Genomic DNA, 20,435 nt, shown 5'->3' with positions numbered 1-20,435 from the left:
TATTAAGCAGCAGGTAAAAATTATGAGTGATTTATATAATCATTCTTTTTATCACCAAGGTAGAGCTTAAGTAGCTTTTCAGGCGCACTTGGTAAGTGCACACTTAAAAGTAATCCTGGCGTGTGATTAAAGTTGCTATCAATGCCCATGCAATGAAATTTAGCGCCTAGCTTATGGTACTGCTTTAATAAAATCGGTATGTCTTTTTTATCTTCTTCTATTCCCATAACCAATGCTGATACATGGGCTATGTTTAACGTGTGGTCATTAATAAAGTCTTCAAACTCTGGGTGGAGCTTATTATTAAAAGGCGTATTGGCGCTAACACCTTGTTTATTATTAACCATTGCATGGTCAATAATTGCAACAGAACGAGGGTCATAAAGTTTACTTAATGAAACCGTGCCATATAAAGTCCTATAGCGTGGGTTTTGCGCCATAAACGCACCAATCCCTTTAAATAGCAGTAATAAACCATGGTAACTGCCCTGATGTTTTTGAACTATAAACGATCGACCCATTTCTAAGCACGGCTGTTGTTGATTAATAAAAGAGGGTTCAAAATTAAACATTTGCGATAAGTAAAGGGCGCTCACGTCGCTATTTTTTTGTAATAAATCAGTTTGTCCAATTCGATAAGCTCCAATGATCTCTTCATTTTTATGATCAAAAATAAATAAATGCATGTAAGTTGCGTCAAACTTATCGGTATCACATGGCTCGCCGCTTCCTTCGTTTAATGTACGAAAGGTTATTTCTCTAAGGCGTGTTATTTTTGTAACACAATTAGGTATTTGATCTTGATAACCGTAATAAACGGAGTAACTTTTAAAGTCTAATAACTGCTGCTCGTTTGGTAAGCTAGCAAGTTCACTCGTCATGTTTGTTTTATCAACATCCTGCATAATCGCTTTTAGTTGCATTGATTGCGCATCGTCTTGCCAAGGTATTACAAAGCGTTCATCATTTAAATAACAAAGCAGGCGCGCAATATCGTTAATATCGTCAGTTTTCTCAAATTTATTTAATAACTTGGGTGTAAGTAAATTACTAGCACCTAAATTAATGGACCTTTTTTGAATTTTAAGTAATTCACGTATTAGCATTAATAATCTAAATCGGTAGTAAATACGTCCTAAACGGTAAAACATAGAGCTATTTTGACCACTAATAAATACAGGTAATAAAGGTGCTTTTGTTTTTAAAGCTAGTTGAGCTGCTAAGCGATTCCACTCTCCGTCGGTTACACGTTGCTTTTCTGATTGAAAAAACGAAACCCTGCCAGCAGGAAAAACCACAAGTAAACCATCGTTATTTACATGTTTAAAACACTGTTTAATTGCGCTGGTATTAATGGCTGCTTTTGGTTTTAGTGGATTAGCAAAAATAAAATAATCTTTAATTTCTTTAAATATTTTTAAGCCAACGTTAGCCATTACTTTTGTATCACTGCGATAGTGAGTGAGTAATTTTGCAATTATTACACCCTCAACCATGCCATAAGGGTGGTTGCATACCACTATGCAAGGGCCTTGCTTTGGTATTTTGTTAATAACACCTTGTGCACCAAGTACGTTAATACCTAATACATTTAAAAGCTTTTCACTAAATTCTTGTTTATCCAAACCCGATAAATTATTAGATAGATAAATATTACGCAGTTTATTTATGCCCAATAGGCTATCGAGCAGTGGAGCAGCTACTTTTAATATATGACTCAAAGGAGAAACGGTGCTTATTGCCGCCACACTTAGGTTTGATACGGGTTGGTTTAGTTTTGTCATATATTAGTACTCTTAAGTATTTAAAGCCGTTGTTATTAAGTGCTGTATATATTGAGACCGAGACAAAACAATATTGTGTTCAATAAAGGTTAACAAAGTTCGTTTTTTTATAATGATTAGATAATCCTGTTAACTAAACCGTCTGCTCTTAGCGATAAATACTCAAGCGTAGCTGAGGCGAAGGTGTTTAATTATTAATAAGCCAAATAACTTAAAGTAACAATTGGCATGGCTGTAAATAATACTTTTAGTTATATATAACTACTTACAACTCAAAAACTAGACTTTTAGGCTTAATTAATGCTATTTAAGGTACATATTCCTTAATAGAAAAATCCCGCCTTTATGCTAATTACTTTGCCCGTGTCTGAGCTTACTCCTGGTATGTATGTTGATAGCGTTACTAAGCAACACGAGGGGATCAATAGCATAAAAATTAAGACCAGTGGCTTGGTGCGCGACAAATCTATTATTAAGCGTTTAGTGTCTGAAGGGGTGCTCGAGCTGCTTATAGATTTTACTAAAGGTGATGCGCCAGTTCCTGCCAAATATAAGCCCCAAAGCGCACCTAAAACATCTAATAGCCAAAAAAAAGTAGAAAAAACACCTATAGCAATCTCAATTGAACAAGAATTTGCTAAAGCGACTGTAAATTACGATCAGCATGGCCGAAAGTTACAATCATTATATGGCGATTTAACATCTGGCCTGAGTGTTAATATAAAAGTGCTTGATGAAATTGCCAGCGAGATAGTCAGCTCAGTCTTTCGTAATGCCAACGCCATGACTATTCTTACTCGTATAAAAGATAAACACAGCTATAACTGGCGGCATATGATCAACTGCGCCATTTTTACCGCTGTATTTGCTAAATACTTAGGGTACAAAATGGCTGTTGTGCAAGAGCTTGCCATGGGCGCGTTACTTCATGATTTAGGCCAAGCTAAATTACCGCAGGGTATATTTTCAAAGCCAACTAAGGTTACTAATAATGAGCTCTTAGCGATTAAAAAGCATGTAGCGCAAGGTTTGGGTTTAGTTAAAGGCGAGAAGGGTATAACACCCCTTATGCTCGATATGATAGTGAATCATCATGAGCGCTTAGATGGCTCTGGTTATCCGCGAGGCCTACAGGCAGAGAAGTTAAGTCGTCCAGCGCGTATAATGGCAATTGTAGATGTGTACGATGCAATGACTGCCGATAGAATGCATCAAGATGGTGATGAACCAATCAACGCATTGCGGTACTTATTAGCCAATAAGCAATTGTTTGATGGTGAGTTAGTACAGCGTTTTATAAAGTGTTTAGGGGTTCATCCGGTAGGAACTATTGTAAAATTAACGAATGAACGTTTAGCCTTAGTGCTTGAAGGGAACGTATTAAATCCTATTAAACCTAAAATTAAGCTATTTTATAATGCTAAGCACAATCATCATGTTACACCGAAAGACATCGATTTAAGTGAGCACACCCAAGAGCTTAAAATACTATCAAGTGTTAAGCCCTTAGATTATCAGATTAATTTGTCTCGCCTGCTAAAAGAGCATTTGTTGAATTAGCCTTACTGCATTGCCTTTTTTTAGTTTGTTTTGCAGAAATAAACGCACCCAAAAAGCAATTTCCCATCAGTGTTAACCATAACAAAGTGCCTAGCTCTACGTGCAATGCAAAACAACACAGCGCTAAAGAAATCAACGCATTTAACATTGCCCCTAGCCAATAATGGTTTACGGGGTTATCGCATTGTCCTGCTTGAGTACATGCACAGTAGTTTGCTTTGTAAAAGCAAAACACACTCGCCCCACAAAATATTAGCCCTGTAATAATAAATAAAATGATCACAGTTTTACTTCCATTGCGATTTTATAATGAGTGTAAGTTGCTACTAATTTCAAGTCAATCTAAATGATAATTAATTACATTTAGAGTGTTTACTCTAATACCACGCTTCTCATCCGATGAGTTTTAAATAGTTGTTAAAATGTCGTTAAAAAACATGTTTTTTACTGTCTTTTGACGTATTCATAGAGTTTTTTACAAAAAATTAAGGTAGTGTAATCACGTTTTAAATCCTAATAACAACACACATAGTACCCAGACAGTCAGTTTGGTTAAGGACTCAACAATGAAATTTTCTAAAACTCTTATTGCAGCTTCGCTTGCATTTGTTTCAGCTGATAGCTTTGCAGCTGCGTTTCAATTATCAGAGCAAAATGCATCGGGTTTAGGCCGTGCATACGCTGGTGAAGCTTCTATCGCAGACGATGCGTCTGTAGTTGCACGTAACCCAGCACTAATGACTTTATTTAAAGAGAAGCAACTAAGCGTTGTAGCAATTGGCGTAATTCCAGATGTAAGCTTAGAAGGTGAAAGTGCCCCAGCAGGTATTGATGAGTCATCATTAGATGACGATAGCATTGCACCAAGTGCAGTGGTACCAGCAGCTTACTTTACTATGCCTTACAGCGATAAAATCTCACTTGGTTTTGGTGCATTTTCTAACTTTGGTTTATCAACAGACTTTGATGATGATTACTCAGCAGGTCAAATTGCGGGTAAAACAGAAATATTTACTGTTAACTTAAATGCAAGCGTTGCTTATAAAGTTACTGAAAAGTTTAGCTATGGTATTGGCTTGAATGTGATTTATGCAGAAGCTGAAATTGTTCGACATTTAGGTGAGACTCCATTACCTCTTCCAGCTCAAACAGAAGCAAGAAATTTAAAAGGTGATGATACTGGTTTCGGCTTAAATGTGGGATTGATGTACCAGATAGATGATAATAGTCGTTTTGGTTTTAATTACCGTACTGAAACAGATATTACATTTGATGGCGATTTCTCTAGTGCTCTACCAACAAATTTTGGTGGTACTAATGGGGTGAAATATCCTGGAGCTGTTGATATTACGCTTCCTGCAATAGCAGAGTTTTCTGGTTCTCATCAGTTAGATGATAAGCTAGGCCTACATTACAGTGTATTATGGACAGGATGGAGCAGTTTTGAATCATTAGAAGCGCAAGTAACTGCGCCGACGGGTGATAAATTTATTGGATTTAGTAAAGATGAGAGTTTTTCTGATTCTATGCGCTACGCAATAGGTTCTGATTATCAATACAGTGAAAACTTATTGTTACGCGCAGGTGTTGCTTACGACGAATCACCTGTATCACAAGATCACTTATCTATCTCTATTCCAGATACAGATCGTTTTTGGTTCTCATTTGGCGGTAATTACGCAATTGACCAGCAATCAAATGTTGATTTAGGTGTAAGTATTATTCGCGGTAAAACTCAAAACTTTAAAGAAGATGGATTTGAGTTTGAGTCAGAAGGTAATGCAGTACTTATTGGTGCTCAGTACAACTACAAATTCTAATATTTGTATAAATGCTTAGAGCTTAGGCTCTGGGCACAAAAAAGCCGCTCACTTTAATTAAAGTGAGCGGCTTTTTTAATGCCTATTAAATAGTGTTAATAGGCATTTTATGAAAGCTTATAAGCTTTCTATTTTAGTTTTTTGCTCAAGTAGCTTAGTTTTAGCATCGCTAAACTCAGCCAGTTTTGCATTTTCTTTAGCAAGTACAGCTTCAGGTGCGTTGTTTACAAACTTTTCGTTAGCGAGTTTGTTTTGCACTTGTGCTAGGCCTTTTTCTGCTTTTTCGAGTTGCTTATTAATACGCGAAAGCTCGGCTTCTACATCAATTAAGCCCGCCATTGGGATCATGATCTCAAGGTTGCCAACATAAGACGTTGCACATGCAGGTGCCCCGTCTTTGTTTTCAAGCATTGTAAACTCTTCAATTTTTGCAAGTGATGCCAAAAATGATTTGTTTTCTTCAATGCGGCGCACGTCGTCGCTTGATGCATTAGCAAGTAATACGCTAAGCGGTTTACTTGGGCTAATATCCATTTCACCACGAATATTACGAATAGCTAAAATGAATTGTTTAACCCACTCTAAGTCATCCATAGCTTTAGCATCAACGCTTGCTTCATTATATACAGGGAACGGCTGGACCATAATGCTGGTGTTTGCTGTTTCAAGGCCTGCAAGTGGTGCAACACGCTGCCAAATAGTTTCAGTGATGTATGGCATCATTGGGTGCATTAAACGCAGTAAGCTTTCAAGCACGGTAATAAGAGTATTACGTGTACCACGTTGCTGCGCTTCATTGCCTTTAAACAATACTGGTTTAGTTAGCTCTAAATACCAATCACAAAATTGATTCCAAGTGAATTCGTAAAGCGTGTTAGCAGCTAGATCAAAACGGTAGTTATCTAAGTGCTCAGTGTAGGTTTTAACGGTAGCTTCGTATTGACCTAAAATCCAACGGTCAGCTAATGAGAACTCTTTATCAGCATCGTTTGCAAAACCACAATCGAGCTCTTCTGTGTTCATTAGCACGTAACGGCTTGCGTTCCATAATTTGTTGCAGAAGTTACGGTAACCTTCAAGGCGGTTCATATCCCAGTTAATATCACGACCGGTAGACGCCATTGCAGCAAGGGTAAAACGAAGTGCGTCGGTGCCGTGTGCTTCAATACCGCCGGCAAATACTTTACGCGTATCTTTTTCGATTTTGGCGGCAAGTTTTGGCTGCATCATGTTACCAGTACGTTTTTGTACTAGGTCTTCAAGTTCAATGCCGTCAATCATATCTAGTGGGTCAAGTACGTTACCTTTTGACTTAGACATTTTATCGCCATTGTCGTCACGTATTAAGCCAGTTACATACACGGTTTTAAATGGAACTTGTGGTTTGCCATTTTCGTCTTTCACAAAGTGCAGCGTCATCATAATCATGCGCGCAACCCAGAAAAATATAATATCAAAACCAGTTACCAATACGTCAGACGGGTGGAAGGTTTTTAAATCATCGGTATTTTCAGGCCAACCTTGTGTAGAAAATGTCCAAAGCGCTGATGAGAACCACGTATCAAGTACGTCTTCGTCTTGGCTAAGCGCAACATCATCTGCAATGTTGTTTTCACGGCGTACTTCAGCTTCGTCGCGACCAACAAATACGTTGCCTTCATTGTCGTACCAAGCTGGGATGCGGTGACCCCACCAAAGCTGGCGTGAAATACACCAATCTTGTACGTCGTTCATCCACGAGAAGTACATGTTTTCGTATTGCTTAGGTACAAATTGAATATCGCCGTTTTTAACAGCGTCTTTTGCAGGTTCTGCAAGTGGTGCAACACGCACATACCATTGGTCGGTAAGTAGTGGCTCAATTACAACGCCAGAGCGATCGCCGTAAGGAACCGTTAAACCATGGTCTTCAATTTTTTCAAGTAGGCCTAGTTCTTCAAATTCTTCCACAATCGCTTTACGCGCAGCAAAACGATCTAGTCCATGTAGGCGCTCAGGAATTGGCGCATCAAACTCAAGCTCTTTACCGTCAAAGGTGTATGTTTCACCTTGGGTAAGAATAGCGGCGTCTTTATCGAAAATGTTGATCATCGGCATTTGATGACGCTTGCCCACTTCGTTATCGTTAAAGTCGTGCGCTGGGGTGATTTTTACACAACCCGTGCCTTTATCTTTATCGGCATGTTCGTCAGCAACAATTTTAATACGACGATTAACGATTGGTAATAAAATCTCTTTACCGATTAAATCTGTGTAGCGTTCGTCATCAGGGTTTACTGCAACACCCGAGTCGCCAAGCATGGTTTCAGGGCGAGTTGTTGCTACTACTATGTAGTCTTTACCGTCTTGTGTTGTAACGCCATCAGCCAGTGGGTAACATAAGTTCCACATGTGGCCTTTTTTGTCTTTGTTTTCAACTTCAAGATCAGATATAGCGGTGTGTAATTTAGGATCCCAGTTTACTAGGCGCTTACCACGGTAAATTAGGTTTTCTTTATGAAGGCGTACAAACACTTCTTTAACAGCTTCAGATAAACCATCATCCATGGTAAAGCGTTCACGATCCCAATCAACCGATGCGCCAAGGCGACGAAGTTGTTTGGTGATAGTGCCGCCAGATTCTTTTTTCCATTCCCAGATTTTATTAATAAAATCTTCGCGGCCTAAATCGTGGCGTGTTTTACCTTCTTCTGCATGAAGCTTACGCTCAACCAACATTTGCGTTGCAATACCTGCGTGGTCAGTACCTACTTGCCATAATGTGTTGTTACCTTGCATACGTTTAAAACGCGTTAGGGTATCCATTATTGTGTCTTGGAAGGCGTGGCCCATGTGTAAGCTACCAGTAACATTTGGCGGCGGAATCATAATTGAATATGGTACGCCTTTGCCAGATGGCTTAAAGTAGCCTTTTTGTTCCCAGTCTTGATATAGAGACTGTTCAATATCTTGCGGATTGTAGGTTTTATCCATTACACAGAACCTTAAATAAGTACTTAAATTAGTTGGTTAGTTTGCCTGATTGGCTAGCTATTAATATCTTGCGTGGTGAGATTGGCACCGAGTTGGCGTAGCTTTTTAAAACGCTCGCGGGCTGCCTGTTTAGCAGCTGCTTCTACGGGTACAAAATCAAAAACTTGGTTAAACCGACGAATGTAATCCGGTAACTGAGTAGCCAAGTTAATTAAAACTTTACGATTGCCAACAGGTGGCGTAATACCAATTTCTACAGGTGCGCCGCCTTTAGGGCCTTCACCTTGTAAATTATGTGGCACAAAACTATCTGGATCGAATGCCCAAATTATTTCATCAATGGCACAGGCTGCTTCATTATCGTTAACACAAATAAACACACGCTGCCCATTTCGATACTGATCGGCCGCAATTTGAGCAGCCAAAGCAAAATGATCGTCAGCCTTAGCTGTTAACTCATCTTGTTGCTTTAGAACGAAAAATTTAGCGTTCATGTTCATTGTATCGGGGTTTCCCATGACATTGAATGTATACCAAATTGATATACATAAATTAAGAGGCAGATTTTGCCATATAACGGGGTTTGCTTCAATTAATACACAAATAAATAAGGCGCCAAACGGCGCCTTATAAACAGATATTAATTTAAACTAAACGTTTAATCTTGAGCTGCTTCACTTACACCAGCTCTATTTAGTAAATACTGAGTAAGCATTGGAACAGGGCGACCCGTTGCGCCTTTTTTAGCGCCACTGCGCCACGCTGTACCAGCAACATCTAAATGCGCCCAATTATACTTTTTAGTAAATTTAGACAAGAAACATGCCGCAGTAATTGTTCCTGCAGAGCGTCCACCTAAGTTTGTAAAGTCAGCAAATGGGCTATCTAGTTGATCTTGATAGTCATCCCATAACGGTAACTGCCATGCACGGTCGCCACTTTGCTCTGACGCTTTTAACAAATCGTGTGCAAGTGGGTTATGGTTTGATAGCAAACCAGTTGCATGCGCGCCAAGGGCTACAATACAAGCGCCTGTCAGTGTTGCCACGTCAATAACAGTATCTGGGTTAAAGCGCTCAACGTACGTTAGTGCGTCGCACAATACTAAACGACCTTCAGCGTCGGTGTTTAACACTTCAACTGTTTGGCCCGACATTGTTGTTAAAATATCACCCGGGCGATATGCGTTTGAGCCAGGCATGTTTTCACAGCCAGCTAAAACACCAATAACGTTAATCGGCAATTGCATTTGTGCAAGTGCACGCATTGCGCCAATAACGCCTGCTGCTCCGCCCATGTCGTATTTCATTTCGTCCATGCCTTCGCCTGGTTTTAATGAAATACCGCCTGAATCAAACGTTAGACCTTTACCAACAAGTACAATAGGGGCTTGGTCGTCAGCGGCGCCTTTGTAGTTAATAATCGACATAATCGATTCGTTATCACTACCTCGACCAACAGCTAGGTAAGAATTCATACCAAGTTCTGCCATTTGCTTTTCGCCAATAAGATCAACAGTGATGTTGTCAAAATCAGTTGCCAGCTCTTGTGCTTGTTCACCTAAGTACACAGGGTTACAAATATTTGGTGGCATATTAGCTACGTCTTTACATAGCTTACTACCTGCTGCAATGGCTAAACCATGCTCAATAGCGCTTTCGCCAATAGTTAGTTCGCGTCGTGTTGGTACGTTAAACACCATTTTACGAAGTGGACGACGAGGGTCTACTTTTTTACTTTTCAGTTGGTTAAACGTATATAGGCAGTCTTGCGTTGTCTCAACTGCCTGACGTACTTTCCAGTAGGTGTCGCGACCTTTAACGTGTTGCTCTGTTAAAAAGCAGACTGCTTCCATAGAGCCCGTTTCGTTTAAGGTATTTATAGTTTTAGAAATGATTTGTTTATATTGCTTATCATCAAGCTCACGCTCTTTACCACAACCAACAAGCAATATGCGCTCGCTTAATACATTAGGTACATGATGCAATAATAAAACTTGGCCTGGCTTACCTTCTAAATCGCCACGGCGAAGTAAATTAGAGATATAACCATCACTAATTTTATCGAGTTGTTCACCAATGGGGGATAACCTACGTGGCTCGTAAACGCCAACCACAATACATGCGCTGCGCTGTTTTTCTGGGCTACCACTTTTTACGTTAAATTCCATTGTTACTCCTGGTTTTGAGTCGTTTAAGTTACTAAGTTGGGGCTAAAAAAGTATTTTCTAGTCTTATCTACGTAACTTATGTAAGGATAATTCTTATTTTAGCTGATTTTGCTAGACTCTTACTGTGTAATTGAACTTTATATGCTTAAGGGCTACTAATGCAACATTATATCGTGCACTTAGGTAGGATAATTAATTTTGATGGCTTATAATAATAGCCTATTTGCCGGTATTAATTGGGTAAAATAGCTATTTAACTATTCAATTCTCACTATCGTAGTGAAATTCCATGTTTAACAGGGGCGAGCATTGCTAATTTTCCGTTATTTGACCGCTGAGGTTTTAAAATCGCAGGTCGCCGTATTTTTAACTTTGATGACAATATTTTTGTCACAAAAGTTAGTTGGTATTTTAGGTGATGCCTCTGAGGGCAGCATTCCTGCTAAATTAGTGCTATCGATGATTGCACTAAAACTTCCACAACTAGCCTCGCTAATACTTCCGCTGAGTATATTTTTAGGCATTATTTTAGCCTACAGCCGTATTTACGCCGATAGCGAAATGACCGTACTTAAAGCCTGTGGCGTAAGTGAATGGTATGTTGTGCGCGTAACACTTATATCAAGTGTAGGGCTTGCTATATTAGCCGCAGCACTGACTATGTATATAGCGCCGTGGGCAAGCGAGCAAGAGTATCAATTAAAAGAACAAGCCAAAGCTGATGCGGGGCTATCCGCACTCAGAGCTGGGCGGTTCCAAGAAACCGGTAACGAAAAAGCCGTGGTGTTTATTCATAATATTGAAAAGGGTGGCAAAGAGCTCAATAAGGTATTTGTTGCACAGTTACCCGATAGCGAAAAAGGCAACCTAGCGCGCTTAGTATATGCAGAGCAAGGTGTTGTGGTTGAAGCAGTAAATGGTGAGCAACAGCTCGTGCTAACAGACGGTAAACGTTACGAAACAGATGGCACAACGCCTGCACTTAACTTAACAGAATTTGATGGTTACAGCGTACAAATACGAGAACAAGAAATAGAGCACCAACGCCGTAAATTAGAGGCTGTGCCTACTAATCAATTACTCGCCATTAATACTCCTGAATCTATTGCTCAATGGCAGTGGCGACTCGCTATTCCATTATCAATTCCGTTACTTACCTTACTGGCAGTACCGCTAAGTGTGGTTAATCCTCGCCAAGGTAAATTTGCAAAACTAGTGCCTGCTATAAGCTTGTACTTAGGCTATTTTATTTTACTAAATGCCGCTAAATTTGCAGTTGAAGATGGCAAAATTCCGCCTTCAATTGGCTTGTGGTGGATTCACCTAAGTGCCTTGTTTATAGGTGGATTATTAATTATAAAAGGGCGGCCGCTGGGCGCTTGGCTTAAAGCCGTTGTAACTAAGCGGGAGTTAGGCTCATGATGAAAACGCTTGATTGGTATTTAGGCCGCAGTATTTTACAAACTACCGGCTTTGCATTGTTGGTACTTGTTGGTATTAGCACCTTAATTAAGTTTATCGACCAGCTAAAGTCGGTAGGGCGTGGCAGTTACGATTTAATGACCGCAATGCTTTACACGCTTTACACAATACCTGGCGATTTAGTGGTGTTTTTTCCGATGGCTGCGCTAATTGGTGGCTTAACGGGGTTGGGGGCACTTGCCTCAAACAGTGAGCTGGTAGTGATGCAAGCGGCTGGTATGTCGCGCTTACAAATAATTGGCTCTGTAATGAAAACGGCTATATTTATGGCTGTATGCATGATGGCACTTGGCGAATGGGGTGCACCTGAAGCGCAATTACACGCCAAAGAAATGCGTAACCAAGCAATACATGGCGGCGATGTATTTAACACACAAAAAGGTGTATGGGCTAAAGACGGCAGCAATTTTATTAATATTGAAGATGTTGACGAAAACGGCAGGCTCAACGGGGTACACATGTACCACTTTGACAAATCGTTAGAGCTTACCCAAATCACTAAAGCAAAAGATGCACTGAGCCGAAAAGAAGGCTGGCTACTTCGTGATGTAAATAAGGTTATTATTACGAGCGAAAAAACCACAACAGAGCAACTACCAGAAGAGTTTTACCCTTCACAATTGACCGCTGAAAAGTTAGGGGTTGTTTCGGTAAAACCAGAGTCACTTTCATTTACTGGGCTTTGGTCGTATTTAACTTACTTAGAGCAAAACGAACAAGACACCAGTACCTACGAGCTCGCTCTGTGGCGTAAGCTTATGCAGCCTGTATCTGTAGCGGTAATGCTGCTGGTGGCGCTCTCGTTTATATTTGGCCCGCTGCGTACCGTTACTATGGGCGCACGTATTATTATGGGTGTTGTAACGGGGATCGTGTTTCATTTAACTAATGAAATATTTGGCCCTGTAGTTATGGTTTACCAAATACCTGCCATTATAGGTGCGGTATTGCCCAGTATTATATTTATAGGCTTTGCGACATATTTGATGAATAAACGGGTATAGAGTACCTATTCAAAGCATTAAAAAGGTGACCAGTAGTCACCCTTTTTGCTTTTTAATTACCAGTTTTGGAAAGCTGGTATTAATCAAGCTCACTATAAATACGTCTGTTTTCTTCTTTAGTAAGTGCAATAACTTCTGTTTTAGAGATGTAATCTTGCAGTGCTTTTTTGTTTTTAAAATCGACTAACACCACCAAATTACCTAGACCGAGTAAAGCGCTAACGCTGCGGATAATTGATTGTGGCCAGCTAATTAAATTACCTTCAAGAGTTTGTACTTTTAAACGCCATGCACGCATGCCAATGGTTTGCCCGCTTTTAGTCCAAAAGTAGCCAAAAAATACTAAGCTAACAATAATTAAAAGAGCGGTACGAATACCCGAAAGAAGATTTGAATTTTGAATAAATGCAGATACATCCTCTGCGCCATTTAAACTAATTACATCGAGAGAAATAAGCCCCTGTACTGCAAATAAATACAGCACTACAGTTAACATCGCAAACGCAATAATGGCTAACGTATCGTAGACCAACGACGCAAAACGGCGCCAAAAACCAGCACGTGGAAACTCACCCGACATAAATACACTCTCACTATTAATATGCGAGCTAGTTTAACAAAAAAGCTTACAAATACTAAGACATGTTAATGTTTAGAGAGAATTGATTTTATTGCTGTAAATTACTACCTACGGAGGGGAATGAAAAAGACCCTACTATTTACAGTAAGGCCTTTTAATTTATAGCGAGTTTAACCTAGCTTAATGGCAAGGTATTTTATGTCGTCACCACTTATTTGCGGTAAAAAATAAATATCGCCGTATTTAAAATACTGCTGTGAGTTAATGATTACGGCCTGTGCAGCCTGAGGCAGTGAGTCGTAAGTTTGGCCCAAGCTATAGTCATTCACATTACCCACTTTTATTGCCTGATTAAGGCGAGTTGATGGCTCATCAACAACCGTATAACCATTATTATCTGCAATGTAGTACACATTTTGATAAGTGTAGTAAGTCGTATTATGGTGTTTAAAATGCCTGTAATTTCTTGGTAGCGTATTTATACGCAGGCCTCTAGGTGGTTTAACAACATGGTAGCCTCTTTTAGCTTTACGGTAATAAAGGCCGTCGTTAAACGTAAACGAAATACCATTAAATCTGATTGATGCGCTATTGCGTGGTAAATGGTTTATAAATCGATTTTGTCTGTAAGGGACTGAATTATGATGGCTTGTTAAGTAGTTATATTTTCGCTGGTTGTAGCGGTGTAGTTCACGCTTTTCCTGTTTGTACTTAGCAAGTTTACGTTTTTCTTGCTTACGGTCTTCTCGTTTTTCTTTTTTATGCTCAATACGCTGCTTTTTTTCATGGCGGCGTTCATCGCGTTTATATTCAACACGTTTGTCGTGATCGCGTTTAAAGCTTTTATCATTCTCTCGCTCGTTTTGTGCTCCAAGCGCAGAGCCTGATACTGCGCCAATGGCGAGCAGGGCAGGTAGTAAAAAAGTAAGTTTCATAATATTGCCTCGTTTATGTTTTTACATAACTGGGTTCAATACTAGCGGCTCAAACTGAATGTTAACTGACATACAACAGCAAACGGAGTTATGCTTACAGCTTTTTACATTTTACTGACGGTTCTTGACATAATCTCTAGTTTTTGACGATTTTAGGAACGTTTTAATACACCAAAATGATTAGTGGTATCACAAAAAATAGATACGAAATTAGTAATTAAGCCTTCCTTGGCTTTGCAGGTTAATTACTTTTGATAAAAAGGATAATCGCTATAACCTACTTCAGTACCGCCATACATAGTGGCTGCATCGGCTTCGTTAAACGTCCAATTATTCTCTATACGCTCTGGTAAATCAGGGTTAGCTATAAATGGGCGACCAAATGCAAATAAGTCACCGTAACCTTCACCTAAAATACGTACCGCTTTTTCTACTGTGTATTTACCAGCATAAATAATGCGACCTGAAAATTCAGCTCGTACTGCTTTATAAAATTCTTGTGGTAAATCGGGAGCGTTATCCCAATCAGCTTCCGCAATCGATAAGTAAGCAATACCTGCTTGCTCAAGCACTTTAACGGCCTGGATATAAGTGTGATGAGGGTTTGATTCAACAAGTCCTAAATACACTCGTGTTTCATCTGTGCTTTCAAATAAAGGAGCAAAGCGAACACCTAAACGATCAGAGCCTACAACGTCACTTACCGCTTCAACTATTTCTTTTAAAAATCGCAGGCGATTAGTAAGTGTTCCACCGTATTGATCGTCACGGTTATTGGTATGCTCAGAAATAAACTGATTAACTAAATACCCGTTAGCACAATGAAGCTCCACACCATCAAAGCCTGCTTCTAGAGCATTGCGTGCAGCTTGAGCATACATATTTACTAGCTCGCCAACCTCAGTAGTACTTAATGCTCGGGGCTCACTTGGGTCAGCCAATACGCCTTCACCAGGTGCGGTTTCAATAAATACTTTTACGTTTTCAGCAATAATATCTGAAGGGCCAACCGGTTTACCTGAATTTGGTTGAAGCGTGGTGTGCGATACGCGCCCTACATGCCAAAGCTGAGCAAAAATAACACCGCCTTTAGCGTGTACTGCTTGTGTTACTTTTTTCCAGCCTTCAATTTGTGCTTGCGAGTGAATACCTGGGGTCCAAGCGTAACCTTGCCCACGAGGTTCTATTTGTGTGCCTTCGGTAACCATAAAACCAGCCGATGCACGCTGCGAGTAATACTCAGCCATTAATTCATTAGGAATATTGCCAGGCTGAGTGCTGCGAGAGCGAGTAAGAGGAGGCATCACAATACGGTTTTTAAGTGTAAAAGGGCCAAGCTCAATTGATGAGAATAAAGGGGCGGTATTAACTAATTCTGATTTCATTTTAAATTCTCTTATAAAGCAAACAAAGGCTTAAATAGTGGTTAAGCAACATTGGCAGCATAGAGATTTAAGGATACAATTTGAAACAACACTTTTTTGTGCAGCATACAATTATGAATGGTATTAGTCGGCTCGATATAAAACAGTTAAGAGTACTCAGTAGCTTATTAGAACTGCAAAATCTTTCGCAAGTAGCCAAAAAAATGGGGTTAACGCAACAAGCCATTAGTGAGCAACTACGAAAGCTACGAGATTTATTTGACGATCGCTTGTTTATACGCCAAGGCAATAACATGGTTGCTACTCCTAAAGCGCAAGGACTCAAGGCGCCTGTTAATCATATTTTAAAGCAATTAGAGTCGTTACTAGAGCCCGAGCAGTTTAGCCCGCAAACTTATAAAGGTGTGTTTACCATAAGCGCAACCGACTACGCCACGCAGGCCTTATTGCCACAATTATTTAATATTACCCGCCGCGAAGCGCCAGGTTTAAAGTTGATTGTGCGCGACTTTGCATCAGATAACGTTAATCAACTTATAACGGCAGGCGAGCTTGATTTGCTGATAAGCTTTCCAGAATTTATACCCGACAACCTTTCTTATATCACTTTGTTTGAAGAACAACATTTGTGTATTACCGGTATAGGTAACACGACTTACACTGAACCTTTGAGTTTGGCGCAATTTGCAAAGCATCCACAGCTAGTGGTATCGCCATCTCGTGCAAATTTGCGCGGATCGCACGATCAGTGGTTTGAAAGCCAAGGGCTAAAACGTAATATTGTAATGTCGGTACCAAGTTTTTCTGCGGTGCCCGACATTTTACATACAACCGATATGCTCGCGTTTTACCCATCAAGATTATTACCAAACAGCAAAGTTAAACAGCTAAAAATAGAAGCTCTGCCCCCTACATTTAAAGTAATAGCCGCATGGCATCCGCGTACTAATAACAGCCCTATTCATAAATGGTTGATAGAGCAATTACAAAACTTATAAAATCCGTAAAAATGCAACAAGATCTAAACGCTCCTGCTTGGTGAGTTTTAATGGTTTTAACAGTTTCGTCGTTTTAGGAAAGTGTGGATCGTTTAATTGGCTTTTCCTAGGCTTAGGTCTTGCTCCACCATGGTTGTACATGTTTACTATGCCTAGTAGGTCATCAAAAAGCCCATTGTGCATCCAAGGAAATGTTTCAGTTAAACCAAGTAGAGAAGGGGTTCTAAATAACCCTATATCACTTGGATTATTTGTAAAATTAAACCGCCCTTTATCTTCAAAACTACGGCCGTAATAATGAAGGCCAGTGCCATGAAATTGGTTGTCACTTAATAGTGCGCCATTGTGGCAAGTCATACATTTTGCTTTGGTTCTAAATAAATGTAATCCGTTTAATTCATTATCGGATAAACGTCTAAGCGCTTTTTTTGGATTACTCTGAACCTCATTAATAAATGATTTAAAGCGAGTATTAGGTGCAATGAGTGTTCGCTCAAAAGCTACGAGGGCTTCTGCCATTTGTGCCATAGAGAGCGTATTTGAATTAAAAGCACTTTTATTAAATGCCGTATAGCTTTTATCTTTATTGACCCGCATTAAAGCTTTTTGTGGATCTAAGTCCATTTCAATTGGGTTGCTAATGGGCATAAGTGCTTGTTGCTCAGCTGTTTTAGCGCGACCATCCCAAAAAAAACTTTGCCACTGATCTATACCAAAAATTGCAGGGGTATTGCGTGTGCCTATTTTCCCATCAATACCCACTGCGGTTGTGCGGCCATCATGAAAGCCTTTGTCGCGCTCATGGCAGGTTGCGCAGCTAACGGTATTATTACGCGAGAGCTGCACATCATGAAAGAGCTTGTCACCTAAAGCAACATGCTCAGGTTTTGGCGAGGCTACAGGCAAAAGCGACATGGGCTCAACGCTTCTGCCATCACTGGTTTGAATAGCAGGCCAGTGTGCTTGGCCTTTGCTATACAGTGAGCGTAAATCGTGGCTACTTGTTGGTGTGGCGTTTAAGCTAAATGAGCACAGAAAAAAAATGCTTAATAACCTAATCATAGTTATAGCTAACTCCTAGCCAGAACATACGCCCAGGCTCAATACCAGATGCGCCTTCGTTTACTGTGTAAGTACGTGCATTCAACAAGTTAGAAATATCTGCTCTTATTTCAACTGACTGGGTTTTTGTTAGGTTGTGGCTATAGCGCAGGCTAAGGCCTAACATGGTTCTGGCACGAATTTCTTGTTCTTCGTATACATCAACAAGTGTTGATTCTGCAGGACAATTTGCACAGCTCTGTTCAAGGCCTATGCTTTCGCTTGCGCCGGTACTCACTGCGCTGGTGTAGCTATCACTGAAGGTTACGTTAAGCCCTGTGCTTAATGAATTGCTCCAATCAACATTCCAACCTAGCGCACCGGTAATCGGAGTGCCAAAGTTTGTACGAATTTGATCAAGTTGTCCAAGCGTTACAAGCTCGCCGCTGCCACTTGCATTTACGTAGTAAACGAGTTCGTCAAGGGGGGTATTTTCAGCAGTGGCATTGTAGTCGTCGTTAGAGACTTTGTTTTCAGCGTATGAGGCGTTAGCCCATAATGAATGGCTACCAAACTGCGCGCTCCACGAAATAGAATAGCGCTCTGAGCTACCATCACCTTCGTTGGTCATACGAATATATTTATAGCCATCGCTACCTGCTTCTTCATCGGTAACCTGAGAAAATTGCTGATGCTTTTTACGTTTTACATATTTAAGCGATACATTACCTGCTTTTTCAAATGAATGTGCAATACCTAATGCGAGTTCGTCATCGTACGGGGTGTTTACATCATCAAAGCGGTACTTAAACGCGCCAGTATAGTTAGAAGGTAGCCACCCTTGCAGGTAACCGTTTTCAATTGGGCGGTATTCTCGATATGAAAAACGCTGCTGTTCTTTGACTTTATAACCAATAATGGCAGAGTCGTAATAGCGGTTAACGCCTGCACTAATAATAGTGCGGTTGTCGTTAAATACGTCGTAACCCAGCGATATACGTGGCGCGATATTATGATTTGCTAAAAAGTCATCATATTCGTAGCGCATACCTAAGTTTAGGTTTAGCTGCCCTAATGTGATGCTATCGGTTACATAAAACGAGGCACGATTAAGTGTTACGTTAATGTATTCGGCAGGGGTGACTAAACGGCCATTAAAATACTGCGCTGTAGCTGTTACATTATTTGTATAGGCAGTAATGTGCGATTGATTATTAAAATCAATTTCGCCACCAAGTTGTGCTGCTAACTCATCAATAGAAATAGTGGTGTGAAGTGCTTGGCAATCAAGTGTGTAACCGCTGCAATTAAGTGGCGTACTCGCGCTAGACCATATAATAGGGGAGTCGTAGCTGTAGCTATTTTGTATGCGTTCGCGTTCTACTTCTTGGCGAATAAGTTCAATACCGGCTTTAATGCGGTGCTCAGTGCCTGCAAACTCCAGCGTTTTAAAATCAAGGGTGTTTTTCCAGCTGGTGGTGTATTGGGTATTATCTAGGGCGCCATATCCCCCTTGGCGAGAGTAACGAGTTTGCGCATCGCCTTGGTCGGCATATTGCCCCCAATCTTTCCCTTTGGCTTGTAGCCAGCTATAAAAGTGAGCTGGGCCTTCTCGGCTGCTGTCACTCATACTAAAATTAAGATTACTGTGCCACGATGCAAAGTCAAAATGCTCAGTTAATGCCGCAACGGCGCCAATAGCACCGCCTTTTAAATGAAAGTTACTGTCTTTGGCATCCGTTATAAAGTTATCAACTTCGTAGGGGGAGTACATTAGTGTTAAATCTAGTGCATCTACCCAGCCATTTCGGTAGCCATACTTCACAATCGCATTTATGTTTGTTCTGCTTTGGGTTTTTACTTCCCCTAGCGATAAATCGCTGATGTCGCTGGCTAAGTAATTAACGCTCATCATTAATCCATGGCGCTCATTAATTTGTTTATTAGCACGCAGGTTATAGCTAATTTTTTCGTATTTAGGCTCTTCAAGAGTACTTTGGTCAACATTTTGCTGTGAACTGTCTTGATCAGCCTCAATAAAATGATAACTCCCCCAGCTACTTTGATTCCCCCGCACGCCAAAACTAAAGCTGTTGTTTGCAAATACGCTTTTGGTTTTACTATCAACAATACCACCCGAAAAACCACCAAATTCAGCCGGTATGTTATGGTCGTAAACTGTGATTGATTCAACTATATCGGAGTTCACGTTCATACTTTGTACGCCACCCGACACATCGTCTGATGAAGAGCTTAATCGGCTGCTGCTTGCTGGGTCTATGCGGTTATTGTAATTTAACCCATCTAACGAAAACCCTGTTTGCCAAGGCTGCGCCCCTGAGATTGATATTTCTGGCGCGCTGATCTCAGCTAAGCTACCAATAGAGTACGCTTCGTTACTTAGCTGCACGCCAGGGAGCAATGCAATTAGCTCATTTATATCGCCATTGCCTTTAGGTGTGGCGTTTATAAAATCACGGTTTAAATAAGAACGCCCAATAACTTCGGGTACTTCTATGCCTATGTACTGGCCTTTTACTTCAATATGCTCAAGTGCTTCACAGCGCTCTTTTTGCTCATCTTTAAGTTCGTTACATGGCTGTGGCTTTGGTTCGGTCTGCTGTTGCTGCTCTGCGGCGTATACACCCTGAGAAAGCAAAAGCAGACACGCGAGGGTAGTCGGTGTCTGCATATATTACGGCT

15 protein-coding genes are annotated in these 20,435 nt (G+C 40.4%); 5 read left to right on the top strand and 10 right to left on the bottom strand.

All coding sequences use genetic code 11. The annotated features are described in order from the left end of the window. Positions 1–20: 20 nt before the first annotated feature. Positions 21–1,784, bottom strand: a complete 1,764-nt coding sequence (locus QL998_RS05710; RefSeq protein ID WP_290192288.1) for a GNAT family N-acyltransferase — start codon at positions 1,782–1,784, stop codon at positions 21–23. Between the two features lie 345 nt (positions 1,785–2,129). Between QL998_RS05710 and QL998_RS05705 the strand changes: the two genes are divergently transcribed. After that, complete coding sequence (locus QL998_RS05705; RefSeq protein ID WP_290192287.1) at positions 2,130–3,344, top strand: HD-GYP domain-containing protein; 1,215 nt, start codon at positions 2,130–2,132, stop codon at positions 3,342–3,344. On the opposite strand, the gene QL998_RS05700 is transcribed toward QL998_RS05705, so the two are convergent. Continuing rightward, positions 3,304–3,627 carry a hypothetical protein gene (locus QL998_RS05700; RefSeq protein ID WP_165725768.1) on the bottom strand — a complete coding sequence of 108 codons (324 nt, stop codon included), beginning with the start codon at positions 3,625–3,627 and terminating at the stop codon, positions 3,304–3,306. The genes QL998_RS05705 and QL998_RS05700 overlap by 41 nt on opposite strands. A gap of 283 nt (positions 3,628–3,910) precedes the next feature. Here QL998_RS05700 and QL998_RS05695 point away from each other — a divergent pair, with 283 nt between their 5' ends. Further along, positions 3,911–5,164, top strand: coding sequence for an outer membrane protein transport protein (locus QL998_RS05695; RefSeq protein ID WP_290192286.1), 1,254 nt, complete (start codon positions 3,911–3,913; stop codon positions 5,162–5,164). A gap of 117 nt (positions 5,165–5,281) precedes the next feature. On the opposite strand, the gene QL998_RS05690 is transcribed toward QL998_RS05695, so the two are convergent. From QL998_RS05690 to pepA, 3 genes are all read right to left on the bottom strand, one after another. Next, the gene (locus QL998_RS05690; protein WP_290192285.1) at positions 5,282–8,137 is read right to left on the bottom strand and encodes a valine--tRNA ligase; all 2,856 of its coding nucleotides are present in this window, start codon (positions 8,135–8,137) and stop codon (positions 5,282–5,284) included. Between the two features lie 53 nt (positions 8,138–8,190). Next, positions 8,191–8,637: a DNA polymerase III subunit chi gene (locus tag QL998_RS05685; RefSeq protein ID WP_024600719.1), complete on the bottom strand. Its 447-nt coding sequence runs from the start codon at positions 8,635–8,637 to the stop codon at positions 8,191–8,193. Between the two features lie 158 nt (positions 8,638–8,795). After that, the gene (gene pepA, locus QL998_RS05680) at positions 8,796–10,307 is read right to left on the bottom strand and encodes a leucyl aminopeptidase (protein ID WP_290192284.1); all 1,512 of its coding nucleotides are present in this window, start codon (positions 10,305–10,307) and stop codon (positions 8,796–8,798) included. A gap of 309 nt (positions 10,308–10,616) precedes the next feature. On the opposite strand from pepA, the gene lptF reads away from it, so the two are divergent. Together lptF and lptG are read left to right on the top strand one after the other, a co-directional pair. After that, entirely contained in the window at positions 10,617–11,729 is a 1,113-nt protein-coding gene (lptF, locus tag QL998_RS05675) for an LPS export ABC transporter permease LptF (RefSeq protein WP_002962016.1), read from the top strand. Beyond that, positions 11,726–12,793, top strand: coding sequence for an LPS export ABC transporter permease LptG (lptG, locus tag QL998_RS05670; protein WP_024603537.1), 1,068 nt, complete (start codon positions 11,726–11,728; stop codon positions 12,791–12,793). The genes lptF and lptG overlap by 4 nt, the downstream gene beginning before the upstream one ends. Before the next feature lie 79 nt (positions 12,794–12,872). On the opposite strand, the gene QL998_RS05665 is transcribed toward lptG, so the two are convergent. The 3 genes from QL998_RS05665 to QL998_RS05655 all read right to left on the bottom strand — a co-directional run bounded on the left by QL998_RS05665 (position 12,873) and on the right by QL998_RS05655 (position 15,693). Further along, positions 12,873–13,373 carry an RDD family protein gene (locus QL998_RS05665; protein WP_002962012.1) on the bottom strand — a complete coding sequence of 167 codons (501 nt, stop codon included), beginning with the start codon at positions 13,371–13,373 and terminating at the stop codon, positions 12,873–12,875. Between the two features lie 170 nt (positions 13,374–13,543). Further along, the gene (locus QL998_RS05660; RefSeq protein ID WP_290192283.1) at positions 13,544–14,308 is read right to left on the bottom strand and encodes a DUF6515 family protein; all 765 of its coding nucleotides are present in this window, start codon (positions 14,306–14,308) and stop codon (positions 13,544–13,546) included. Positions 14,309–14,553: 245 nt separating this feature from the next. Continuing rightward, positions 14,554–15,693 (bottom strand): alkene reductase, encoded by a 1,140-nt coding sequence (locus QL998_RS05655; RefSeq protein ID WP_024605822.1) that lies wholly within the window; start codon positions 15,691–15,693, stop codon positions 14,554–14,556. 80 nt (positions 15,694–15,773) lie between these two features. Here QL998_RS05655 and QL998_RS05650 point away from each other — a divergent pair, with 80 nt between their 5' ends. Further along, a complete protein-coding gene (locus QL998_RS05650) occupies positions 15,774–16,691 on the top strand; it encodes a LysR family transcriptional regulator (RefSeq protein ID WP_220488585.1) in 918 nt (305 codons plus the stop codon). On the opposite strand, the gene QL998_RS05645 is transcribed toward QL998_RS05650, so the two are convergent. Beyond that, positions 16,686–17,753, bottom strand: coding sequence for a cytochrome c peroxidase (locus QL998_RS05645; protein ID WP_024605820.1), 1,068 nt, complete (start codon positions 17,751–17,753; stop codon positions 16,686–16,688). The genes QL998_RS05650 and QL998_RS05645 overlap by 6 nt on opposite strands. Beyond that, the gene (locus QL998_RS05640) at positions 17,746–20,424 is read right to left on the bottom strand and encodes a TonB-dependent receptor plug domain-containing protein (protein ID WP_290192282.1); all 2,679 of its coding nucleotides are present in this window, start codon (positions 20,422–20,424) and stop codon (positions 17,746–17,748) included. Before QL998_RS05640 ends, QL998_RS05645 begins: the two co-directional genes overlap by 8 nt. Between the last annotated feature and the right edge of the window lie 11 nt (positions 20,425–20,435).

Origin of the sequence: Pseudoalteromonas sp. APC 3691 (assembly GCF_030408135.1) — a bacterium.
Taxonomy (GTDB): Bacteria; Pseudomonadota; Gammaproteobacteria; order Enterobacterales; family Alteromonadaceae; genus Pseudoalteromonas.
Note: the sequence above shows the minus strand (reverse complement) of the source record. Positions and strands in the feature narration are given on the sequence as shown.

Bases quoted from the DNA above. Each gene is read 5' to 3' on its own strand.
- QL998_RS05710 (WP_290192288.1), bottom strand. From the start codon at position 1,784: ATGACAAAACTAAACCAACCCGTATCAAACCTAAGTGTGGCGGCAATA.
- QL998_RS05705 (WP_290192287.1), top strand. From the start codon at position 2,130: ATGCTAATTACTTTGCCCGTGTCTGAGCTTACTCCTGGTATGTATGTT.
- QL998_RS05695 (WP_290192286.1), top strand. From the start codon at position 3,911: ATGAAATTTTCTAAAACTCTTATTGCAGCTTCGCTTGCATTTGTTTCA.
- QL998_RS05690 (WP_290192285.1), bottom strand. From the start codon at position 8,137: ATGGATAAAACCTACAATCCGCAAGATATTGAACAGTCTCTATATCAA.
- QL998_RS05685 (WP_024600719.1), bottom strand. From the start codon at position 8,637: ATGAACATGAACGCTAAATTTTTCGTTCTAAAGCAACAAGATGAGTTA.
- pepA (WP_290192284.1), bottom strand. From the start codon at position 10,307: ATGGAATTTAACGTAAAAAGTGGTAGCCCAGAAAAACAGCGCAGCGCA.
- lptG (WP_024603537.1), top strand. From the start codon at position 11,726: ATGATGAAAACGCTTGATTGGTATTTAGGCCGCAGTATTTTACAAACT.
- QL998_RS05665 (WP_002962012.1), bottom strand. From the start codon at position 13,373: ATGTCGGGTGAGTTTCCACGTGCTGGTTTTTGGCGCCGTTTTGCGTCG.
- QL998_RS05660 (WP_290192283.1), bottom strand. From the start codon at position 14,308: ATGAAACTTACTTTTTTACTACCTGCCCTGCTCGCCATTGGCGCAGTA.
- QL998_RS05655 (WP_024605822.1), bottom strand. From the start codon at position 15,693: ATGAAATCAGAATTAGTTAATACCGCCCCTTTATTCTCATCAATTGAG.
- QL998_RS05645 (WP_024605820.1), bottom strand. From the start codon at position 17,753: ATGATTAGGTTATTAAGCATTTTTTTTCTGTGCTCATTTAGCTTAAAC.
- QL998_RS05640 (WP_290192282.1), bottom strand. From the start codon at position 20,424: ATGCAGACACCGACTACCCTCGCGTGTCTGCTTTTGCTTTCTCAGGGT.